At 41.0% G+C, this 673-nt stretch carries 1 protein-coding gene; it reads left to right on the forward strand.

The features are described 5' to 3' along the window. The first annotated feature begins 98 nt into the window (after window positions 1–98). Complete coding sequence (locus tag OH461_RS20050; RefSeq protein ID WP_270022303.1) at window positions 99–563, forward strand: GNAT family N-acetyltransferase; 465 nt, start codon at window positions 99–101, stop codon at window positions 561–563. Window positions 564–673 lie beyond the last annotated feature (110 nt).

The raw sequence follows: 673 nt of genomic DNA on the forward strand, positions 1-673 counted from the left end.
GTTTTCGCTTCGCTCAAGTATAGCCAAGCGTCGCTCACACCTTAATGCGGCGTTAGGTTTATTGTCGACATAAGGAGGTCAATTTGGTTATTCGTTTAATGGCGGAAAAGGATTTACCGAGCGCAGCTCTAGTTCATAAGTCAGCGTTTGTAAGGCAAAACTACTCTAATGAATGGTTAGAATGTAATTTTAATGCCTTCCCACGTTACTTGATCTATGTGGCTGACATTGAGAATGAAATTGTCGGCTATATCATTTGGGCTCAAAAAAGTGGCTTTCGCCCTGAAGCTGTTTTGGAATTAGAACAACTAGCCGTCATGCCGAACTATCAGGGAAATGGTATTGGTCGGAAGCTAATAGTCGAATCATTGCCTCAGGTAAGAAATCAGCTTGCTCTTAAACACTCTGTTTTGAAGCACGTATTGATTACAACAAGAGCTGATAATTATGCTCAAGAGTTATATAAAAGCACTTTAGGCGCTGAAGTCGAGACGACAATTTCTAATTTATATTCGGCTGATGAAGTGTTGATGATTTCCCGGAACATAGGCAAACAAACCTAACAAAGCGTTTAAGACAGATTCGCAACGCTCGGCGACTTTGGTTTCAAGTGGCTTTTGTGTTTATGGCGCAATGGCTTAAGTTATGTGGTTAGTGTTGCTCACTACTTAAC

The sequence above is a fragment of the Vibrio sp. LaRot3 genome (assembly GCF_027587025.1).
In the GTDB taxonomy this organism is placed as follows: Bacteria; Pseudomonadota; Gammaproteobacteria; order Enterobacterales; family Vibrionaceae; genus Vibrio.

What these genes read in the sequence shown, in the direction of transcription:
- OH461_RS20050 (WP_270022303.1), top strand. Translation starts at nt 99, where the DNA reads ATGGCGGAAAAGGATTTACCGAGCGCAGCTCTAGTTCATAAGTCAGCG.